The following is a 13,825-nucleotide window of genomic DNA, read 5'->3' as shown; positions in this document are numbered from 1 at the left end:
CCCGCCACCCATGAAGCACCAGAAGATCGAGTTTTACCGTCACCCGGCCGGTGGCTGGGGCGCGCTTAAAAGCGTTGCACATCAATTGCTGTCGCAGGGCATCGCGGCCAAGGGCGCCAAGACGATGCTGTCGGCCAACCAGCCTGACGGCTTCGACTGCCCGGGCTGTGCATGGCCTGACCGTGACCACGCATCCACCTTCGAGTTCTGCGAAAACGGCGTCAAAGCCGTGGCTGCAGAAGCGACGTCCCGCCGCACCACGCCGGAGTTCTTCGCACAGCACACCGTGCGCGAACTCGCCGAGTGGTCGGACTACGCGCTGGAAGATCAAGGGCGCCTCACGCACCCGATGGTCTACGACGCGGCCAGCGACAAGTACGTGCCGATCGAATGGGACGCCGCCTTCGCGCTCATCGCGCAGCACCTGCGCGCGCTGCCCGATCCGAACCAGGCGATCTTCTACACCTCCGGCCGCACCAGCAATGAGGCGGCCTTCCTCTACCAGTTGTTCGTGCGCGCGTATGGCACGAACAATTTCCCCGACTGCTCCAACATGTGCCACGAGCCCTCCGGCACGGGCATGCGGAGCAGCATCGGCGTCGGCAAGGGCACCGTCACGCTCGACGATTTCACCAAGGCCGACGCGATCTTCATCTTCGGGCAGAACCCGGGGACGAATCACCCGCGCATGCTGGGCGAATTGCGTGAGGCATCGAAGCGCGGCGCGAAGATCGTGTCGTTCAACCCGCTGCGCGAGCGCGGGCTGGAGCGCTTTGCCGATCCGCAAAGCAAGATCGAGATGCTGACGCTCGGCTCCACGCGCATCAGCACCGAATACCACCAGGTGCGCATCGGCGGCGACCTGGCAACGGTCAAGGGCATCATCAAACACGTGATCGAGCGCGATGACGTGGCCCGCAGCCGCGGTGAGCCGGCCATCATCGACCACGCCTTCATCGCCCAGCACACCGGTGGCTATGACGCCTTTGCCGCTGACGTGCGTGCCGAATCGTGGGCAACGATCGAAGCCGAATCGGGCTTGCCAGAACACGAAATCCGCCAGGCCGGCGACACGTACATCAAGGCCGGCAGCGTCATCGCGTGCTGGGGCATGGGGATCACGCAACACAAGCATTCGGTCGCGACGATCCAGATGATCGTCAACCTGCTGCTCCTGCGCGGCAACATTGGCCGCCCAGGCGCCGGCGCGTGCCCCGTGCGCGGCCACAGCAACGTGCAGGGCGATCGGACGATGGGCATTTATGAGAAGCCCGCGCCTGCGTTTCTCGATCGGCTCGAGAGAGTGTTCGGCATTCAGGTGCCGCGCGAGCACGGTTACGACACCGTCGGCGCGATCGAGGCGATGCGCAGTGGAAAGGCGCGCGTGTTCTTCGCCATGGGCGGCAACTTCGCGGCGGCCACGCCGGACACCGCTGCCACGTGGGCCGGCCTGCGCCAGTGCGACCTCACCGTGCACGTGACCACCAAGCTCAACCGCAGCCACATCGTGCACGGCAAGGCCGCACTGATCCTGCCGTGCCTGGGCCGCACCGAAGTCGACCAACAGGCCGGCGGCACGCAAGGCGTGACGGTGGAAGATTCGATGAGCATGGTGCACATGTCGGCGGGCATCAATCCGCCGGCGTCGCCGCACCTGCTGTCGGAACCGGCCATCGTGGCGCGGCTGGCCGAGGCCACGCTGCCCGACAGCCCCATCCCATGGCGCTGGCTGGTGGAAGACTACGACCGCATTCGCGACCGCATCGAAGCGGTGTTCGACGATTTTGCCGGATTCAACGAGAAGATTCGCGTGCCCGGCGGCTTCCGCCTGCGCAACACGGCATCGGAGCGTGTCTGGAACACGCCGTCGGGCAAGGCGGAATTCCATGCGCACGCGATCCCGACCGATACGCCGGTGCACCGCGCGCGCGAGCGCCATGCGGATGCGACCGTCTTTACGCTGGCCACGGTGCGCTCGCACGATCAGTACAACACCACCATCTACGGCATGGACGACCGCTACCGCGGCGTGTTCGGCCAGCGCCGCGTCGTCTTCATCAACAAGGAAGACCTGCGCACGATCCGCATGAAAGACGGCGAGTGGGTCGACATGGTGACGCTGTCCGAAGACGGCACCACGCGCCGCGCCGATGGCTTCCGCCTCGTGGCGTATGACATTCCGCGCGGGTGCCTGGCGGCGTATTATCCGGAGACCAATCCGCTGGTGCCGCTGTCGTCCGTGGCCGACCACGCGCGCACGCCGACGTCGAAATCGATTCCGGTGATGCTCGTGCCAAGCCAGGCTGAACGCAGCACGGGCACGCAGGCAGCCTTCACGGCCCAGGCCTGATGCCAACGACGGCCGCGTGGTCTGCGCTGCAGCTGGCACTGTTGGCCGCATTGCGCGAAACCGATGCCGGCAAGCCGGTGTCGCTTCCGTGGTTGACCAAGCGCGTGGGCGAGCGCGCCAGCACGGTGCTGCGCGCGCTGCATCCGCTGGCCGATGCGGGCCTGCTGCGCGTCGCCATGGACGACACGCGCTGGCTCATCGTGTTGCTTGACGCGGGCCGCGCGCTGCCTGATTTGACCGAATGACCGCCCTCCTCCGTCACCCCGCGGGCTTGCCCGTCGTTTCCACTACCGCAACGCGCCGCACGCGCGCCGGCACGCACGAAGCCGCCACCACCCCCGTCGCCGATGAAGCCCCGGTCGCGCTCGTCTTCAACGGCATCACGCACGCCGTGATGATGGCGTCGCCGACAGACCTGGAGGACTTTGCACTCGGCTTTGCGCTCTCGGAAGGCATCATCGACAGCCGTGCCGACTGGCGTGGCGCCGATGTGGAAACGCACCCGCACGGGCTGGAGGTGCACGCGGAAATCGCCTCGCACTGCTTCGTGCGGCTGAAGGCGCGCCGCCGAGCCCTGGCGGGCCCCACGGGCTGCGGCCTGTGCGGCATTGAAAGCCTGCAAACCTTTGAAGACGCACCGGCGCCGCTGACGCCACCCGCATGGCTGGCGTCTCTTGCCGACGCGCAGGTGCTGGACGCCATGCATGCGATGACGGCACATCAGCCGGCCAACGCCCTCACCGGTGGCTTGCATGCCGCCGGCTGGGTGTCTGCGGACGGCAACACACCGCTGCATGTGCTGGAAGACGTGGGGCGCCACAACGCGCTCGACAAGCTGATCGGCCGGCTGGCGCGACTCGGCATCCGCCCGGCAGACGGATTCATCGTCATGACCAGTCGTGCAAGCTACGAGCTGGCACGCAAGTGCGTGCAGCTGCAGGTGCCACTGCTGGCGACGATCTCCGCGCCGTCTTCGCTGGCGATCCGCCACGCCCAGGCCGGGCAGTTGGCGTTGCTGGCGTTCTGCCGCGGCGATAGCGTGACGCGGTTTGCCTGAAGGCGCCGCTAGATCTCCACCTTGCTCCCCAGCTCCACCAGCCGGTTGGCAGGAATGCGGAAGAAATCCGACGGCTTGGCGCTGTTGTGCTGCATCCACGCAAACAGCGCCTCGCGCCACATCGCCATGCCGGGCAACGGCGATGGCACCACCGTGGCGCGCGTGATGAAGAACGACGTCTCCATATCTTCAAAGACCACGCCCAGGCGCTCGCCGACGTTCTTGACGATCTCGTCCACTGCCGGGGTTTCCTTGAAGCCGAAGTCCGCCACCGCCGCGTAGATGTTGTCGCCGATCGTCTTGATCGAGAGGCGCTTGGCCGGCTGCACGTAGGGCACGGCGAGCGTGCGGAAGTGGATGAACAGCACGCGCTCGTGCAGCACGTGGTTGTGCTTGAGGTTGTGCAGCAGCGCCAGCGGCACGAAGTCCATGCTCGGCGTCAGATAGACGGCCGTGCCATCCACCCGGTGCGGCGGATGGCGCAGCAGGCCTTCCATGAACGGCTCGAGCGGAATGCCGCCTTCCACGTTGCGTGCCTTCAGCAACTGCGTGCCGGTATGCCACGTCACCATCAGGAAGAAGATCAGGCCGCCCAGCAGCAGCGGGAACCACCCGCCGGCTGCAATCTTGAGCAGGTTCGCGCTGAAGAACGACAGGTCCACCGCGAGGAACACCGCGCCGAGGCCGGCCACCACCGGAAGGCTCCACTTCCAGGCATTGCGCATGACGACCGTCACCAGGCCCGTGGTCAGCACCATGGTCGTCGTGACGGCAATGCCGTATGCGGCGGCCAGGTTATCGGACTTGCCGAAGGCCAGCACGACCGCCACCACCAGAACCAGCACCACGTAATTGACCACCGGCACATAGATCTGGCCGATTTCCACGTCAGACGTGTAGAGGATCTTCATGCGCGGTGCGTAGCCAAGATGCACGGCCTGCGCCGTCATCGAAAATGCCCCGGAAATGACCGCTTGCGAAGCAATGACGGTGGCCGCCGTGGCCAACACCACCATGGGCCCCACGGCCCAGCCCGGCATCAACAGGAAGAACGGGTTCTGCACGGCGCTCGGCTCGCGCAGCAGCATGGCGCCCTGCCCGAAGTAATTCAGCAGCAGGCACGGCATCGCGATGTAGAACCACGCATACCGGATGGGGCGCGCGCCGAAGTGGCCCATGTCGGCATAAAGCGCCTCCGCGCCGGTCAGCGCCAGGAACACCGACCCGAACACGACGAACGCCTGCATGGTGTGCCGGAATCCGAATTCGATGGCATAGAGCGGATTGAGCGCCACCAGGATCTGCGGAGACTGCACGACGGAGATCAACCCGAGCAGCCCGAGCAGCACGAACCACAGCAGCATGATCGGACCGAACAGCCGCCCGACCACATGCGTGCCGTGCTTCTGCAGCAGGAACAGGCCGATCAGCACGACGAGCGCCAGCGGCAGCACCCACGCCTGTAGTGCGGGCGCCATGATTTCCATGCCCTCGATGGCCGAGAGCACCGAAATGGCCGGCGTGATGACGGCGTCGCCGTAGAACATGGCGGCCCCCAGCAGGCCGAGCAGCATGAGGGTGCGCGTGAATCGCGCACTGCCGCTGCTGGCGCGCATCGCCAGCGCCGTCAGCGCGAGGATGCCGCCTTCGCCGTTGTTGTCGGCGCGCATGACGAAGAGGACGTATTTGATCGAGACCACCAGGGTCATCGCCCAGAACAGCATCGAGAGGATGCCGTAGACGGTCTGGTCAGAAAACGGAACCCCGTGCTCGGGGTTGAAGCACTCCTTGAGTGCATACAGGGGGCTGGTACCGATGTCCCCGAACACCACGCCGATCGCACCCATCATGGTGGCCATCAACGCGGGTTTTTTTGTGGTTGTACTGGCGGCGGCTGTCGTCATGGGCGGCTTGCAACTGGAACGGCGGAAGCACACGCAATTTCCGTGCGCCATCTGCGGCACTTGAACCCGCGCCGGCTCGGTGGAGTGCCGCAGACGCCACTGAAGCTTAGGTGAAAACGCTCGGTTTTGCGCGAGTGTTTGCACCGATGGCGAGGCTGGCACCGTCCATGCTTACCTTGCAAAACGTAACGTTCCAAAAAAACACACTTTGACGGGGAGACGCGCCAAGCATATATTCAGCAAACGATCGTTTGGCTGGTTTGGCCGGGTCTGCCTGCTGTGTGGTTTTGGCCGGCAGTCGATCGATTTCTCAACTTCACGACTCAAGATCATGGCTACTGGTACCGTCAAGTGGTTCAACGACGCAAAGGGTTTTGGCTTCATTACCCCGGATGATGGCGGCGAGGACCTTTTCGCTCATTTCTCCGCGATCAACATGCAGGGTTTCAAAACCCTGAAGGAAGGTCAAAAGGTGTCGTTTGAAGTCACCCAAGGCCCGAAGGGCAAGCAAGCCTCGAATATCCAGGCGGCTTAATCCGAAGGCCGGGGCGCAGGCAGAGCCAAGATCGTCATCACGATTGCAGGACGGGCGCACTCTTCGGGCAGAGTGTGTACCGGTCGGAAAGCCCCAAGGAATCAGGTTGCAAGGGTTGTTCAGTACGTGTTTGCCATCCAGCGGTCGAAGGGCTGCCGCCGTTAAACAGCGGCACCCGGGTTTGACGAAACCCCTCTCGGGAGAATGCAATGGCCAGCCGAATTGAAGATCACGCCGTTCAATATGATCCGCCCGCCGGGGCAGCTGCAGAAATGCACGCTGCCCCGAGTTTCATTCGGGATTCGGAAATCCGGTTCTCACGCTCGCCAACATTGCAGGAGGGCCAGCGTGTGAGTTTCGATATCGAGATCGGGCCGGATGGCGAGCCCATCGCGGTCAATATCCGGCCGATATGACGTGCCGGTTTCACGCAGCATCGCGCAAAGAAAAAGGGAGGCAGTGCCTCCCTTTCTTCAAAACGGACGCCTCCGTTACTTTGCCGTCGGCATGACGAACTCCGCGCCCTTGCCGATCGAGTCCGGCCAGCGCTGCATGACGCTCTTGTAGCGCGTGTAGAAACGCACGCCCTCTTCGCCATAGGCGTGGTGATCGCCAAACAGGGATCGCTTCCAGCCGCCAAAGCTGTGCCACGCCATCGGCACCGGAATCGGCACGTTGATGCCGACCATGCCGACCTGGATCTGCCGTGCAAACGCGCGCGCCACGCCGCCGTCGCTGGTGAAGCACGACACGCCGTTGCCGTATTCGTGCGCGTTGATGAGGTCGACGGCCTCGGCAAAATCGCGCACGCGCACCACCGACAGCACCGGACCGAAGATCTCTTCCTTGTAGATCGTCATCTCCGGCGTGACGTGATCGAACAGCGTGCCGCCGGTGAAGAAGCCCTGTTCATGCCCGGGCACCGTGTGGCCGCGTCCGTCCACCACCAGCGTCGCGCCCTCTTCCACGCCCTTGGCGATGTAGCCTTCCACCTTGGCCTTGAGCGCGGCAGTGACGAGCGGCCCCATTTCGCTGTCGGCTTCCATGCCGTTGCCGATCTTGAGCGCCTTCGCGCGCTCGGCCAGGCGCGGCACGAGCCTGTCGGCCACGTCGCCCACGGCCACCGCCACGGAGATGGCCATGCAGCGCTCGCCGGCAGAGCCATAGCCCGCGCCGATCAGCGCATCGACGGCCTGGTCGAGATCCGCATCCGGCATGACGACCAGGTGGTTCTTCGCGCCGCCCAGCGCCTGCACGCGCTTGCCGTGCCTGGTGCCTTCCGTATAGATGTACTCAGCGATGGGCGTGCTGCCGACGAACGACAGTGCCTGCACATCCGGGTGCGCAAGCAGCGCGTCGACGGCGTCCTTGCCACCCTGCACGACGTTGAACACGCCGTCGGGCAGCCCAGCCTGCTTGAGCAGGTCGGCAATCATCAGGCTCGGGCTGGGGTCACGCTCGCTGGGCTTCAGGATGAACGTGTTGCCGCACGCCAGCGCCACGGGCGCCATCCACATCGGCACCATGAACGGGAAGTTGAACGGCGTGATGCCGGCCACCACGCCCAGCGGCTGGCGCAGGTTCCAGTTGTCGATGCCGCCGCCGATGTTGTCGGTGAACTCCGTCTTGAGCAGGTTCGGGATGCCGCAGGCGAATTCCACGACTTCGATGCCGCGCGTGACTTCGCCCTTGGCGTCGGAGAACACCTTGCCGTGCTCGCGCGTGATGGCGGCGGCCAGCGCGTCCTGGTTCTGATCCAGCAGCTCCTTGAACTTGAACAGGATGCGTGCGCGCTTGAGCGGCGATGTCTCGGCCCAGGCAGCCGCGGCGGCGTGCGCGGCGGCCACGGCGGCATCCACCTCGGCCTTGCCGCCCAGCAGCACCTGCGCGCTCACGGCGCCGGTGGCCGGGTTGAACACATCGGCGCTACGGTTGCCGCTTCCGGTATGGCGTTGTCCGCCGATGTAATGGCTGACGACGGATTCCGTCACGGCAGGATCAATCGGTCGGTTCATTTCAGGCTACCTCTTGCAGAACGGTACGAACGGTGTCGAAGATGCGCGCGATCTGCGCCTCTTCGATGATGAGCGGCGGCGAGAACGCCAGGATGTCGCCGGTGTAGCGCACGAGCACGCCACGCTCCAGGCATTTCAGGAAGACTTCGTAGGCGCGCGCACCCACGGCGCCAGGACGCGATTCGAGCTCGATGCCGGCCACCAGCCCCAGGTTGCGGATGTCTTTCACATGGGGCGCGCCCTTGACCGAATGCGCCGCCGCCTCGAAGGCCGGCGACAACGCGCGGGCACGCTCGAACAGGCCCTCGCTGCGATACAGATCCAGCGCGGCGACGGCTGCGGCCGCTGCCAGCGGGTGCGCCGAATACGTGTAGCCGTGGAACAACTCGATCGCACCCGGCGCACCGGCGTCAATCACGGCGTCATGTACCGACTGGCGCACGGCCACGGCGCCCATCGGCACCGCTGCGTTGTTGATGCCCTTGGCCATCGTCAGCAAGTCCGGCGTCACACCAAAGAACTCTGCCGCGGTGGCCGCACCCAGGCGCCCGAAGCCGGTGATGACCTCGTCGAAGATCAGCAGGATGCCGTGCTTGTCGCACAGCGCCCGCAGACGCTGCAGATAGCCCTTGGGCGGCACCAGCACCCCGGTGGACCCCGCCAGCGGCTCGACGATCACGGCGGCGATGGTCGACGCATCATGCAGAGCGACGATGCGCTCCAGCTCGTCGGCCAAGTGCTCGCCCCACGCCGGCTGGCCCTTGGAGAACGCGTTGTGCTCAGGCGCGTGCGTGTGCGGCAGATGGTCCACGCCCGGGATCAGGTTGGCCGAGAACGCCTTGCGGTTCGGCGAGATCCCGCCGACCGAAATGCCGCCGAAGCCCACGCCGTGGTAACCGCGCTCACGGCCGATCAGGCGCGTGCGCTGGCCTTCACCGCGCGCGCGGTGGTAGGCCAGCGCAATCTTGAGCGCCGTATCCACCGCTTCCGAACCGGAGTTGACGAAGAAGATGCGGTTGAGCCCCTCGGGCATGATCTCGGCCACTTTCTCGGCCGCGCGGAAGGCCAGGGGGTGGCCCATCTGGAAGGTCGGCGCGTAGTCGAGCGTGCTGGCCTGCGCGGCGATGGCGTCGACGATTTCCTTGCGCGCATGGCCAGCGTTGACGCACCACAGACCCGCCGTGCCATCGAGCACCTCGCGGCCGTCGGCGTCGCGGTAGTACATGCCCTGGGCAGAAGTCAGCAGGCGCGGTGCGGCCTTGTACTGGCGGTTGGCCGTAAACGGCATCCAGAAGTAGGACAGGTCGGCGGTTTCCAGCGGGTGCGGTGCGGGTTTCATCGGCGTCTCCGGAAAAATGAAGCGACAAGGCGCAAGCTGGCGAACCAGCGGTTGACGCAAACTGTACAGAGTCGGGCGCCACGCCGACATGCACAGATGACGGATCTATAAGAAACTGTATAGGTCCGCCCTCCTTCTCATGTCGCATCGCAGCATGCAGCTCGAACTCGATCCTCATCATCCCCAGCGTACGTTGGTCGACCAGATCGTCCAAGGCATTCGCGCGGCCGTGGACAACCGCAGCCTGCTGCCGGGCACCCGGCTGCCCTCGGTGCGCAAGCTCGCCCAGGCGCACGAGGTCAGCACCTTCACCGTCGCGGAGGCATATACCAGGCTGGCCGCCCTGGGCGCCATCGTGGCGCGCCCGCGCTCCGGCTACCTGGTGGCCGCCCGCACGCCGGCCCAGCCCGCGCCGGTTGCGCCGCGCTGGGAGCCGCCCAAGCTCAACGCTGCGTGGCTGCTGTCGGATGTGTTTGCCGATCGCTCGATCGCCGTCAAGCCGGGCTGCGGCTGGCTGCCGAACGACTGGCTGGACGAGCGCGGCGTGCAGGAAGCGATGCGCGCGGTGAGCCGCGTCTCGGCGCTTCGCGTGGCCGGCTATGGGCATCCGTTGGGATACGCGCCGCTTGGCGAGCACGTTGCGCAATCGCTCACGCTGCGCGGGCTGCCGGTGGAGCGCTCACAGGTGCTGCTGACCAGCGGTGCCACACAGGGCCTGGACCTGATCGTGCGCACGCTGTTCAAGGCCGGCGATGTGGTGGCCGTGGACGACCCGGGCTACTGCAACGTCCTGCAGGTACTGAAGCTCGCCGGCCTGCGCGTGGTCGGTGTGCCGCGCACGCCGGACGGGCTCGACACGGCGGCACTGGAAGCCATCCTGCGCGCCGACGAGGCCGAGCGCCCGCGCGCGCTCTTCACCAGCTCCGTCCTGCAGAATCCCACCGGTTCTTCCATGACGGCGCAGAACGCGTACCGTGTGCTGCAACTGGCAGAGCAGCACGGCCTGTGGATCGTCGAGGACGACCTGCACCGCGAGCTCGCCGATCCCGCCGCGCCCATGCTCGCCGCGCTCGACGGGTTGCGCCGCACGTTGTACGTGAGCGGCTTCTCCAAGACGATCTCGCCCTCGCTGCGCGCCGGCTACGTCGTGGCGGATGCCGCCATCACGCGCGAGCTGGCGCGCACGAAGATGGCGGTGGCGCTGACCTCGTCCGAAATTACCGAGCGCATCGTGCATGCGTTCGTCACCCGGCCCGTCTATGCTGAGCACGTGGCGCGACTGGTTGCGCGACTGGGCGAGGCCCACACACGTGTCGAAACCCTCATGCGCCAACATGGTGCCGAGCCGTTCGATACGCCGGGGCGCGGCCTCTTCCTGTGGGCGCGTTTGCCCGGCCATGCAGATGCCGCCGCGCTAGCCAACCAGGCCATCGACCACAACATCTGGCTCGCGCCCGGCCAGTACTTCCGGCCGCATGACGAGCCGAGCCCGTGGCTGCGCTTCAACGTGGCGTATTCCGCCGAACCGGCGCTCTGGGAATTCCTCTCGCACGCCTGACAAGCGCATGCTGCATGCGGCGCAATGACGTATTGCATGCAATCAATCACGTTACGGGCACTCAAACGTGAAATTCGCGTGAACGGAAGGTTGCAGCGTCACAAAGGCGCGACACGATGCGCTGTCGCCTACCGTTCTCTTGCGCCGTATCGATTCCCAACGCGACCTGCAGCCCAACCTGCACAAGGAGTGCCATGGACATCAAGACCATCCGCGAAACCGCCTTTGCGATGCCGCTGACGAGCCCCGCCTACCCGCCCGGCCCGTACCGCTTCATCCACCGCGAATTCTTCATCATCACGTACCGCACCGACCCCGCCAAGCTGCGCGCCATGGTGCCCGAGCCCCTGGAGGTGCCCGAACCGCTCGTCGCCTACGAGTTCATCCGCATGGCCGATTCCACCGGCTTTGGCGATTACACCGAAAGCGGCCAGGTTATCCCCGTCACCTACGAAGGCACTCCTGGCACGTATACGCTGGCGATGTACCTGGACGACCATCCGCCCCTGGCCGGCGGCCGCGAAATGTGGGGCTTCCCGAAGAAGCTCGCCTCGCCCAGATTGGTGACCGAGAAGGACACGCTGATCGGCACGCTCGACTACGGCCCCGTGCGCGTGGCGACCGGCACCATGGGCTACAAGCACCGCGAGCTCGATCTGGCCGAACAGAAACGCCGCCTGGAGCGCCCGAACTTCCTGCTCAAGATCATTCCGCACGTGGACGGCAAAACCGCGCGCATCTGCGAGCTGTCGCGCAACTACATGATCGACATCGACATGAAAGGTGCGTGGACCGGCCCCGCATCGCTCGAACTGGCGCACCATGCGCTGGCGCCGGTGGCCGAACTGCCCGTGCTGGAGATTGTCGAAGCGCGGCACATCATTGCGGACCTGACCCTCGGCATGGGCGAAGTCGTGTTCGATTACCTCGCGAAGTAACGCCTGCCCAACGCCATTCCTTTCCCGCCACCCCCTGGAGTACACACATGTCTGATTTGAAAGGCAAAGTCGCCGTCGTCACGGGTGCCGCCAGCGGCATCGGCAAGCAGATCGCCCTCACGCTCGCCGGTTCGGGCGCGGCCATCGCCATCGTTGACCTGAACGAAGACGGCGCCAAGGCCGTCGCCAAGGAAATCACCGATGCCGGCGGCAAGGCCATCGGCCTGCGCATGGACGTGACCGACGAACAAGCCGTGGACAGCGGCATTGACCGCGTGGCCGAAGAACTCGGCTCGGTCGACATCCTCGTCTCGAACGCCGGCATCCAGATCGTCAACCCGTTCGTGAGTTATTCGTTTGCCGACTGGAAGAAGATGCAGGCCATCCACGTCGATGGCGCGTTCCTGACCACGCGTGCAGCGCTGCGCCACATGTACAAGGACGACCGTGGCGGCGTGGTGATCTACATGGGTTCGGTGCACTCGCATGAAGGCTCGCCGCTCAAGTCGGCCTACGTGGCGGCCAAGCATGCGCTGCTTGGCCTGAACAAGGTGCTGGCCAAGGAAGGTGCGGCGCATAACGTGCGCTCGCATGTGGTGTGCCCTGGTTTTGTGCGCACCCCGCTGGTCGAAAAGCAGATCCCCGAGCAAGCAAAGGAACTCGGCATCAGCGAAGAGGATGTCGTGAAAAAGGTCATGCTCGGTGATACCGTGGACGGCGTGTTCACCACCGTGGAGGACGTGGCCGAGACGGTGCGCTTCCTGGCGACGTTCCCGAGTGCCGCGCTGACCGGGCAATCCTTCGTGGTGAGCCACGGCTGGTTCATGCAATAAATCCAAGTACCCGCAAGGAGGTTGGAGGAGATATGCCCGCACCCAAACTACGCGTGGCCGCAACCAAGCGGCCCACGCCGGCAGAGTCGTCACGCCCCGCAGATGCGCCGCTCACCACAGCGCAGCGCATCGTGCTTCCCGAATACGAGAACATCGCGCTGGTGCTGCAAGGCGGCGGCGCGCTGGGCTCGTACCAGGCCGGCGTGTTCGAAGGACTGGACGAAGCCGGCATCGTGCCGAACTGGATTGCGGGCATCTCCATTGGGGCGCTGAATACGGCGATCATTGCCGGCAACGCGCCGAAGGATCGGCACGCGAAGCTGCGCGAGTTCTGGCAGACGATCACGCAGCCGGGCTTTTCACCGCCGCTGCCCGACATTCTCGAGAACGCCTGGTTCGACGGCAACACGCACCTGCGCAAATGGCTGACCGCCATGCAGGCTGCCGACACGCTGCTCGAAGGGCAGCGCGGCTTTTTCACGCCGCGCGTTCCGCCGCCGCTGCCCGCCAGCGAAGTCGACCCGCTCGACGCCAGCTACTACGACACCGCGCCGCTCAAGGCCACGCTCGAGCGCCTGTGTGATTTCGACCGCATCAACGATGGCGGCATCCGTGTGTCGGTCGGTGCCGTCAATGTGCGCACGGGCAACCTGGAAGCGTTCGACAACACCGAACGCCGTTTGCGCGCCGAGCACTTCATGGCATCAGGCGCGCTGCCGCCGGGCTTTCCGCCCGTGCTCATCGACGGTGAGTATTACTGGGACGGCGGTGTGGTTTCCAACACGCCGCTCTCCTACGTGCTGGGCGCAAAGCCGCGCAAGGATACGCTGGTGTTCCAGGTGGACCTGTGGAGCGCCGTGGGCCCGGTGCCCGACACCATGATCGGCGTGGCCAGCCGGCAGAAGGATCTGCAGTACTCGAGCCGGACACGCCTGATTACGGACTGGATGGAGCGCTCGCAATCCACGCGGCGGCTGGTGCGCCAGATGCTGGACCACCTGCCCGAGAAGGAATTCGGCCGCACGCAGTGGTACAAGCACGCGCAGGAGCTGGCCTGCACGAAGCGCTACAACGTCATCCACCTGATCTACGCCGCCAAGGAAGACGAAGGCCCCGGCAAGGACATCCAGTTCGGCCCGGCGACCATGCGCGAGCACTGGGCCTCGGGCCTGGCGGATATCCGCGAGTCGCTTTCGCACCCCGAGTGGCTGGCGATGCCGACCGGCGATTCGGGCTTCGCGACCCATGACGTTCACCGGCATCTGCACGTGGAACGGCCCCCCAAGCGCTTGTAAG

At 65.4% G+C, this 13,825-nt stretch carries 12 protein-coding genes; 9 read left to right on the top strand and 3 right to left on the bottom strand.

All coding sequences use genetic code 11. The features are described 5' to 3' along the window. Positions 1-10: 10 nt before the first annotated feature. The 3 genes from A6M56_RS01190 to fdhD are packed head-to-tail and all read left to right on the top strand — an operon-like array spanning position 11 to position 3,407. Entirely contained in the window at positions 11-2,350 is a 2,340-nt protein-coding gene (locus tag A6M56_RS01190; RefSeq protein WP_102079399.1) for an FdhF/YdeP family oxidoreductase, read from the top strand. Beyond that, positions 2,350-2,595: a hypothetical protein gene (locus A6M56_RS01185; RefSeq protein ID WP_045220082.1), complete on the top strand. Its 246-nt coding sequence runs from the start codon at positions 2,350-2,352 to the stop codon at positions 2,593-2,595. Before A6M56_RS01190 ends, A6M56_RS01185 begins: the two co-directional genes overlap by 1 nt. Continuing rightward, positions 2,592-3,407, top strand: a complete 816-nt coding sequence (gene fdhD / locus A6M56_RS01180) for a formate dehydrogenase accessory sulfurtransferase FdhD (RefSeq protein WP_045220080.1) — start codon at positions 2,592-2,594, stop codon at positions 3,405-3,407. Before A6M56_RS01185 ends, fdhD begins: the two co-directional genes overlap by 4 nt. An 8-nt stretch (positions 3,408-3,415) precedes the next feature. Here fdhD and A6M56_RS01175 read toward each other — a convergent pair whose 3' ends face one another. Next, a complete protein-coding gene (locus A6M56_RS01175) occupies positions 3,416-5,311 on the bottom strand; it encodes a potassium transporter Kup (RefSeq protein WP_062739562.1) in 1,896 nt (631 codons plus the stop codon). Positions 5,312-5,642: 331 nt separating this feature from the next. Between A6M56_RS01175 and A6M56_RS01170 the strand changes: the two genes are divergently transcribed. Then, positions 5,643-5,846 carry a cold-shock protein gene (locus A6M56_RS01170; protein ID WP_045220077.1) on the top strand — a complete coding sequence of 68 codons (204 nt, stop codon included), beginning with the start codon at positions 5,643-5,645 and terminating at the stop codon, positions 5,844-5,846. 209 nt (positions 5,847-6,055) lie between these two features. Next, positions 6,056-6,262: a cold-shock protein gene (locus A6M56_RS01165; RefSeq protein WP_045220075.1), complete on the top strand. Its 207-nt coding sequence runs from the start codon at positions 6,056-6,058 to the stop codon at positions 6,260-6,262. 75 nt (positions 6,263-6,337) lie between these two features. Here A6M56_RS01165 and A6M56_RS01160 read toward each other — a convergent pair whose 3' ends face one another. Both A6M56_RS01160 and aptA read right to left on the bottom strand, forming a co-directional pair. Then, on the bottom strand, positions 6,338-7,861 hold the full coding sequence (locus A6M56_RS01160; RefSeq protein ID WP_286757633.1) for a CoA-acylating methylmalonate-semialdehyde dehydrogenase: 1,524 nt from the start codon (positions 7,859-7,861) through the stop codon (positions 6,338-6,340). A 1-nt stretch (position 7,862) separates the two neighbouring features. Next, positions 7,863-9,200 (bottom strand): omega-aminotransferase AptA, encoded by a 1,338-nt coding sequence (gene aptA / locus A6M56_RS01155; protein WP_102079401.1) that lies wholly within the window; start codon positions 9,198-9,200, stop codon positions 7,863-7,865. Between the two features lie 154 nt (positions 9,201-9,354). Between aptA and A6M56_RS01150 the strand changes: the two genes are divergently transcribed. The 4 genes from A6M56_RS01150 to A6M56_RS01135 all read left to right on the top strand — a co-directional run bounded on the left by A6M56_RS01150 (position 9,355) and on the right by A6M56_RS01135 (position 13,824). Beyond that, a complete protein-coding gene (locus A6M56_RS01150; protein ID WP_102079472.1) occupies positions 9,355-10,758 on the top strand; it encodes an aminotransferase-like domain-containing protein in 1,404 nt (467 codons plus the stop codon). Positions 10,759-10,952: 194 nt separating this feature from the next. Next, positions 10,953-11,696: an acetoacetate decarboxylase gene (locus tag A6M56_RS01145; protein ID WP_102079402.1), complete on the top strand. Its 744-nt coding sequence runs from the start codon at positions 10,953-10,955 to the stop codon at positions 11,694-11,696. Between the two features lie 47 nt (positions 11,697-11,743). Continuing rightward, positions 11,744-12,529, top strand: coding sequence for a 3-hydroxybutyrate dehydrogenase (locus tag A6M56_RS01140; RefSeq protein ID WP_045220069.1), 786 nt, complete (start codon positions 11,744-11,746; stop codon positions 12,527-12,529). A 32-nt stretch (positions 12,530-12,561) separates the two neighbouring features. Further along, complete coding sequence (locus tag A6M56_RS01135; protein ID WP_045220065.1) at positions 12,562-13,824, top strand: DUF3734 domain-containing protein; 1,263 nt, start codon at positions 12,562-12,564, stop codon at positions 13,822-13,824. The last annotated feature ends 1 nt before the right edge of the window (position 13,825 follow it).

It is taken from the genome of Ralstonia sp. RL (assembly GCF_001683835.1).
Taxonomy (GTDB): Bacteria; Pseudomonadota; Gammaproteobacteria; order Burkholderiales; family Burkholderiaceae; genus Ralstonia; species Ralstonia mannitolilytica.
The sequence above is the reverse complement of the archived record's forward strand: the minus strand, read 5'-3'. Positions and strand labels throughout refer to the sequence as shown.